Raw genomic sequence first — 6,244 nt, forward strand, 5'->3', positions numbered from 1 at the left:
ACAGTTGCAAATCAGCAACTGTGCTACGGAATGGGGCTGCGAGTAAGTGAGATTGTCAATCTGAAAGTGAGCGACATCGACAGTGGACGGATGCAGGTACTCATCGAAGCGGGTAAAGGAAAGAAAGACCGGTATGTACCACTACCGTCTGCAGTGCTGGATTTGCTGCGGGAGTATTATAAAGCGTATCGCCCTAAGACTTACCTTTTTGAAGGTCGGTACGGAGGGCGGTATTCCGTCCGCAGTGTCCAAGCGGTGTTCAAGAATGCAATGAAGGCCGCAAAGGTAAACAAGCCGATAGGGATACACGGTTTGCGGCATAGCTACGCCACACATTTACTGGAATACGGCACGGATATGTCATTCATACAGCAGCTACTTGGTCACAATGACATCAAGGCCACGATGCTGTATGCAAAGGTCAGCAATGCGCAACTGAATTCTATCAAAAGTCCGTTGGATAGGATGTTGTAGCTACAGCTTCAAAGATGACCACAATGGGATTTATTACTTCAAAAGCAGAAAACCCTTCATACCGGCTGCTCTGTAGGCACAGTTCAGAGCTGTGAGAAACGTTGGGGTCTTTATGTTTAGACACTCTAACGAAAAAGTATTTGCGAAGAACGGGCAACTAAAAACCAAAAGAAATAAGTGAAGCCGCCTGGAGCAAAATGCTTTTTCGGATTTCTAATTTACTAAAAATTGAAATATGAAAAGCATTTTTGCGGATATTAAAAACTAAATTCTCAAAGTAAAATTTTAACCCCGTTTTTTGCAAATACACTGTTATCTGCTGTGATTTCTATTTTATGTTCTATCAAATTTTTTCCACTTTATTAGATTGTTTCAAATCTTTTGTAGAGTCTTAAATGTATTTTCCCGATTTCGATTAGATATAAAATCACAGTCAAAGACCCGAATGCAAACATTCCAACAAACCACATGATTTTATTTCTTATTTGGTTTCTTATCAAATCGATAAGCACAACAAACCATGGAACTATTTGAAATAGGAGAGCAATCCCAATCCCTAATTGTGAATAATTTTCCGAGAAATCTTTGTTAGTAATTTTAAGAAAAGTGCAAATAATTACAACTAGAAATCCAATAATGGCGAGCGCTAATAATATTTCTTTTGGAATTGGTAGTTTATGTTCTTTCATATTATATTTTTTTAATCCTTTAATATTGATAACCGCTTTTTGTTCATGGCAGATAACGAGCCGCGGCTTGGCGATAGTGGCGGATTAGAAAGCCAAAACTTTCAATCTTTCACTAACTTAAGCAACGGCTTTTTATTATCTACTAAATTAAGAAAAAAGGAAATATAAAAAGCTGTTGCGGATAAAAAAGACGAAACTTAGTTCTAGGACTTAACCCGCCATTTTGCCAAACTGCTGTTATCTGCTGTGTTGTTTTTGGTTACACATTTTCTATTACGAATTTAACTATTTTGTCTTTACGTTGTTGGATAAGTTCTTTCGTCCAGGTCGCACTTTCAGCAGTCATTCTTTGGATTTCTCTTTGTTGTTCCAGATGATTATAGCTGTTTCGTTTATCTGCAAAAGGCTTGTTGCCAACTGAACAATTATGTGATTTTGAAAGTAATAGATAATTCCCCAAACAATTGATATATTCGTTTATAAACTCTTCATCATATTTGTCATAGCCAGATTCTGGATTGTCTGTTAGCGGTGCAATATGTTCTAATTCAGGTTTCTCTATTTTGTCAAATCGAGTTGGTGTATAACCACTTTTGCCTTGATTTTCCAAATGGTTTTCGTATTTCCAAAGTAAATATTTTGCAGTTGAGTGATTTATTCCTCCTTGTAAAGCTCTTTCTAATTCTGTATCATTCCAATAAGCCCACCACCAATCTTGTGTAACTTTTAACCAATTTATTCGGTCAATAATTGGATTTATGTCAGGATTATCTGCTGTAAATTCTTTGTAAACTCCGTTTAATCTTGAAGTGATGTCAGCTCTTGTTCCGATAAGTCTGTGTCTTAAAACTACAGATTCCAATTTATTGCAAAGTTGGTTGATTTGTTGGATTGATAAACCAAAACTATATGCTTTAATAATAAACGGAATAGCTATACCAATGCCACCAAGAGTGACAAGCGAATGGATTTCTATATTTTCTCTTTCGTCTTTTCCGAAGAAAGTAGTTAAATGCTCGAAACTTGTTGCAAGTGATTGTGTGAATGATTTGATAAACGGAATAGGATTTTCTTCTGAAAGCAAAGAGTTAATTTTGTCAATCGCATTGTTTTCCCATAATGAGTTGAAGTGTACACGAAGTGTATAAGTTAAGACTTCATCTTCGTTTATTCTATATTCTATGGAAGAAATTGATTTGTAAATTTTTTCAAATCTACTTTTGATTTCCTCTATCAGGGCTTCTTTTTCTTCTCCTCCAAATAAATGGACATTAAACATAAATTGTGCCTTGATAATTTCCAAATTTGATGGTTTTTTCCCTCTATTGTTCTGGAAAATAAACATTTGAATTGCTTCCGATTCATCTTTCACTGTGTGTGTGGTACAAGAAGTCATTTTGAACTGTTCAATCATTTCAATCAAATAAGTTTACGTTCTTTGTCTGAAAAATGAAGCGTTGAAAAAATCAAAAAGCAATTTACGATTCTCTTTGCTGATTCTGTATCAAGACCGTTTCTATCTTTCTTAGTTTGATTGACTACATAATCTTTAAAAAGTTGTTTGTCGTAATCTACAGTTTCAAACCTATGAGCCGATTTTCTTAAAATCATATCTTCTTTAGCAACTTCTTCATTTTCTGTTAATGGTCGGATAGATTCTAATTTTTTGAATAAGGCAGAAAGAAAAATGACAATAGTTGTTAATCGTTGTTGTCCATCAACTACTCCAAAAGTTGTTTTGTCTTTTTCTTCAAACAAAAAATGTCCGAAATAATAAGATGAAGTCGTAGAACTTCGATTGTAATCTTCCAAATCTGAAAGAAAAACATTTGTTTGTTTAGGTGCTTTCGTATTGTCAAATTCTGTGTCCCAAGAATAGGCACGTTGGTATGAAGGAACAAATATTTTGTTTCCTGCTAACATTTGTTGTATAGTTGTAGATGTTTCCATTTAATAGTGTTTTAAAAAATATTTAATGCGATATGAGCACAGGCTTTGGCGTCAGCCAAAGCATTGTGATGATTTTCGAGTTTAAATCCCAAATGTTCCGAAACCGTGTGTAATTGGTGGTTTGGTAATTCAGGGAAAAGGTTTTTGGATTTTCTGTAAGTACAATGAAACGAATTTTGATGTATAGGAAGTTCATAAGCCGACAAAACGGCTCTCAAACAACTTTCATCAAATGCACTATTGTGTGCCACAAGTGGCAAATTCTTAATTCTATAACTTATCTCAGTCCAAATTTGAGGAAATTCAAATTCTTGGGCTGTATCCCAAAAATTGATACCGTGAATTTCTGTTGCCCAACTGCAATAAAAATTAGGATTTGGTCTTATCAGTTTATAAAAACTGTCAATTATTTGATTTTCTTCTACAAATGCTAAACCCACACTACAAACGCTACTGCGGTGTTGATTGGCTGTTTCAAAATCTATGGCAACAAAGGAATTCATTATAGATTGTTGTTTCGGATTATTTCCGCAAAATAATTTTCGTTTAGTGTTAGTGTTGTGTCGTTGTCAAGTTTCCCTTTTCCTGTAAGTTGATCTTCGCTCAAATCTTTTCCGTTAAATCTGTTGAGCAAAAATTTCACAGCTTCAAAATCGTTCATTCGCTCAATGGTTCTACGTCTTACGGTATAATATCCAACGCCTTTAAAATTGTATGCGATTGGCTCAACCAAAATATTAGAACACAAACTTGCACCGTCTTTTAATCCCTCGTAAATGTCAAACTTTGCTATTTCTGTTTCGGTGTATTCGTTACCTGCTTCAAGAATTTTTGCAGTGGGGTCTAATGCTCTGAAAGCTCCGATATAACCTGCTCCACCTCTTTTGAATAGGAAAATAACATCATTGGGTTTTACTTGTCTGATTGCATTTGTCCTCCATTCTTCTCCATATTCAATCAAAGCCAAAACCCAATTTCCATTTTTAAATGCTTGTATCTGTTGTTGTTCGTATAGAGTATTGAAGTGCCAATAACGGACATTGTTTGTTGTTGGCTGTTGTTGCTGAACGGTATTTTCTGCAATGCTTACAACTTGTTCGGGTTCTTCTTTTTCTTCAAATTTCTTTTTGTCAAAAGAGTTGAACAGTTTTATTAAGTCGCTTGATTTTACGTTTTCATCAGGTTTTAAGCTGTTTTGCAAGATGTGAGTGATTTCTCCGACTGCTTTCATTGCAGTATCGTCATTCTCAAAGTCAATTTTGTTTATCTGTTCGTAAATATTATTTATTTGCTCACTATTCAGATAAAATACCAATCTGCGAAAACATATCGTTCTCAATTCTTTCAATTCTTCGTCTGTTACTGTTCCGTCATCGAGCATAGCCCACATTCTTTCCGTAAACTCGGAATATACTTTTATTTTTTGCTCAAAGATTTTAACGTCTTTATCCCTTTCCATTTCTTGTGAAGTCTGTCCTTTCAAAAGAAAAACTGTAATAATAGCAGTTATTACCACTCCAATCAATGCACCATAAAATTGAGAAGGTAAAATCTCAACATTGAATACTCTGAAAATTACTGCACTTGCAATGAATAATATTGTAAAAGCGATAATTCCGTATAACCAAAGGTTTTTGTTTTTCATTAAATTAGTTTCGTTTTCTCAAAATCCAACTTCTCCCCTCATTAGTCGAGTAGTAAAGACCTTTAGATGTTTGTGCTAAAATTTCTTTTCCATTATCTGTTAAATCGTGGAAATCTCCTGCGGATGTTCCTGAATAACGACTTATCCAACTTCTACCGTCATTAGTTGAATATTCAATTTTGTTTGATTGTTTAGGACTAATTCTGATTAGCTCTTTCCCTCTGTTAATCATTTGTGCCATAATGTATTGTTTTCTTGCTTACTCTAAATCGGTTTTCAGCTTTTCCCGTTTGTTTATGCAAATGTAAAATGTTAGTACGTCAAAATATGTCGTTACAAACTTTATTTTTAGGTAAAATTTTGGTTTAACATAGCAGATAACGGCTGGCATATTGGCGTTCGGGCGGGATTTTACCCCAAAATTCCAATCGAAGCACCAACCTCCAAATTTACAAAAAACTTTCAATCGAAGATGTTTACCCCGCCTGACGCCAATATGTTTGTTGCCTGCTGTATTTTTTTGTCGTTTGTCATATACTTTATGTAAAGTTTATTTGTCTTAATGAAATGTTTACTTTACCTTTGTTAGAAAATATAATGTTATGAAACAAAAATTGTTATTACCAAATAGGTTCAAAAGAGTGGGATGGTTTATTCTTATTCCTGCCGCTGTAATGGGAATTGCATTAATAGTGCTGGATTACAATACTATTGAAATCAATACCACGGTCTTTGCTATTTATGCAGATGAAGTTTTAGGAAAAACTCATTATTTCAGTTTCATCAAAGCTGATATCGTCAACACTTTAGTTGGCGCACTCTTCATTGTCGGAAGTTTTGTTGGTTGGTTTTTCAAAAGAAAAAAATGAGGATGAGTATATTTCTAATCTTCGTTTGAATTCTTTATTATGGGCAGTTTTAGTCAATTACCTTTTACTCCTATTTATGTTTTTATTTATTTATGGGGTAGGCTTTCTAAATGTTATGGTTTACAATATGTTTACTGTTTTAATAATATTTATTGCTAAGTTCAATTATTCATTATTTCGCAATTCTAAATCTGTGTCAAATGAAGAATAATATAAAAGTTGAGAGAGCGATTAAGAATATAACACAGAAAGGACTTGCTGATGTTATTTCAGTTAGTCGGCAAACCATAAATGCGATTGAGACCGGAAAGTATGTTCCTTCTACTGTCCTAGCCTTAAAAATCGCAAAATTTTTCGGGAAAACGGTAGATGATATTTTTACTCTTGAAGATGATGACTGAGTTTGGTCAATATAGCAGGCAACGTTTCAAGGCTTGGCGATAGTGGCGGATTAGAAAGCCAAAACTTTCAATCTTTCACTAACTTGAGCAACAGCTTTTTATTATTTACTAAATTAACAAAAAAGGAAATATAAAAAGCTGTTGCGACAAAAAATGTACGAACTTTCTATATTTCCCATAACCCGCCATTTCGCCAAACCGCTAACATCGGTTTGG

9 protein-coding genes are annotated in these 6,244 nt (G+C 34.4%); 3 read left to right on the forward strand and 6 right to left on the reverse strand.

Going from position 1 to position 6,244, the window contains the following annotated elements; all coding sequences use genetic code 11:
• Positions 1–474, forward strand: a 474-nt coding sequence (locus tag SD31_RS10415) for a tyrosine-type recombinase/integrase (protein ID WP_039054073.1), incomplete at its 5' end; no start/stop codon positions are given.
• Between the two features lie 362 nt (positions 475–836).
• On the opposite strand, the gene SD31_RS10420 is transcribed toward SD31_RS10415, so the two are convergent.
• The 6 genes from SD31_RS10420 to SD31_RS17495 all read right to left on the reverse strand — a co-directional run bounded on the left by SD31_RS10420 (position 837) and on the right by SD31_RS17495 (position 4,999).
• A complete protein-coding gene (locus tag SD31_RS10420; RefSeq protein ID WP_039054074.1) occupies positions 837–1,163 on the reverse strand; it encodes a hypothetical protein in 327 nt (108 codons plus the stop codon).
• A gap of 259 nt (positions 1,164–1,422) precedes the next feature.
• Positions 1,423–2,577, reverse strand: a complete 1,155-nt coding sequence (locus SD31_RS10425) for an HNH endonuclease family protein (RefSeq protein ID WP_197053661.1) — start codon at positions 2,575–2,577, stop codon at positions 1,423–1,425.
• A gap of 5 nt (positions 2,578–2,582) precedes the next feature.
• Positions 2,583–3,113 (reverse strand): DUF262 domain-containing protein, encoded by a 531-nt coding sequence (locus tag SD31_RS17490; RefSeq protein ID WP_197053662.1) that lies wholly within the window; start codon positions 3,111–3,113, stop codon positions 2,583–2,585.
• Between the two features lie 11 nt (positions 3,114–3,124).
• On the reverse strand, positions 3,125–3,616 hold the full coding sequence (locus SD31_RS10430; protein ID WP_039054075.1) for a 3'-5' exonuclease: 492 nt from the start codon (positions 3,614–3,616) through the stop codon (positions 3,125–3,127).
• The gene (locus tag SD31_RS15440) at positions 3,616–4,758 is read right to left on the reverse strand and encodes a hypothetical protein (protein WP_052258965.1); all 1,143 of its coding nucleotides are present in this window, start codon (positions 4,756–4,758) and stop codon (positions 3,616–3,618) included. Before SD31_RS15440 ends, SD31_RS10430 begins: the two co-directional genes overlap by 1 nt.
• 4 nt (positions 4,759–4,762) lie before the next feature.
• Entirely contained in the window at positions 4,763–4,999 is a 237-nt protein-coding gene (locus tag SD31_RS17495) for a hypothetical protein (protein ID WP_039054076.1), read from the reverse strand.
• A 361-nt stretch (positions 5,000–5,360) separates the two neighbouring features.
• On the opposite strand from SD31_RS17495, the gene SD31_RS15445 reads away from it, so the two are divergent.
• Together SD31_RS15445 and SD31_RS10450 are read left to right on the forward strand one after the other, a co-directional pair.
• Positions 5,361–5,627, forward strand: a complete 267-nt coding sequence (locus SD31_RS15445; protein ID WP_052258966.1) for a hypothetical protein — start codon at positions 5,361–5,363, stop codon at positions 5,625–5,627.
• 200 nt (positions 5,628–5,827) lie between these two features.
• Positions 5,828–6,028 (forward strand): helix-turn-helix transcriptional regulator, encoded by a 201-nt coding sequence (locus SD31_RS10450; RefSeq protein ID WP_039054077.1) that lies wholly within the window; start codon positions 5,828–5,830, stop codon positions 6,026–6,028.
• The last annotated feature ends 216 nt before the right edge of the window (positions 6,029–6,244 follow it).

Source organism: Sphingobacterium sp. T2, assembly GCF_000814685.1.
Classification (GTDB): Bacteria; Bacteroidota; Bacteroidia; order Sphingobacteriales; family Sphingobacteriaceae; genus Sphingobacterium; species Sphingobacterium thermophilum.

Coding starts and splice junctions, on each gene's coding strand:
- SD31_RS10450 (WP_039054077.1), top strand. CDS start 5,828: ATGAAGAATAATATAAAAGTTGAGAGAGCGATTAAGAATATAACACAG.
- SD31_RS10420 (WP_039054074.1), bottom strand. CDS start 1,163: ATGAAAGAACATAAACTACCAATTCCAAAAGAAATATTATTAGCGCTC.
- SD31_RS17495 (WP_039054076.1), bottom strand. CDS start 4,999: ATGGCACAAATGATTAACAGAGGGAAAGAGCTAATCAGAATTAGTCCT.
- SD31_RS15440 (WP_052258965.1), bottom strand. CDS start 4,758: ATGAAAAACAAAAACCTTTGGTTATACGGAATTATCGCTTTTACAATA.
- SD31_RS15445 (WP_052258966.1), top strand. CDS start 5,361: ATGAAACAAAAATTGTTATTACCAAATAGGTTCAAAAGAGTGGGATGG.
- SD31_RS17490 (WP_197053662.1), bottom strand. CDS start 3,113: ATGGAAACATCTACAACTATACAACAAATGTTAGCAGGAAACAAAATA.
- SD31_RS10430 (WP_039054075.1), bottom strand. CDS start 3,616: ATGAATTCCTTTGTTGCCATAGATTTTGAAACAGCCAATCAACACCGC.
- SD31_RS10425 (WP_197053661.1), bottom strand. CDS start 2,577: ATGATTGAACAGTTCAAAATGACTTCTTGTACCACACACACAGTGAAA.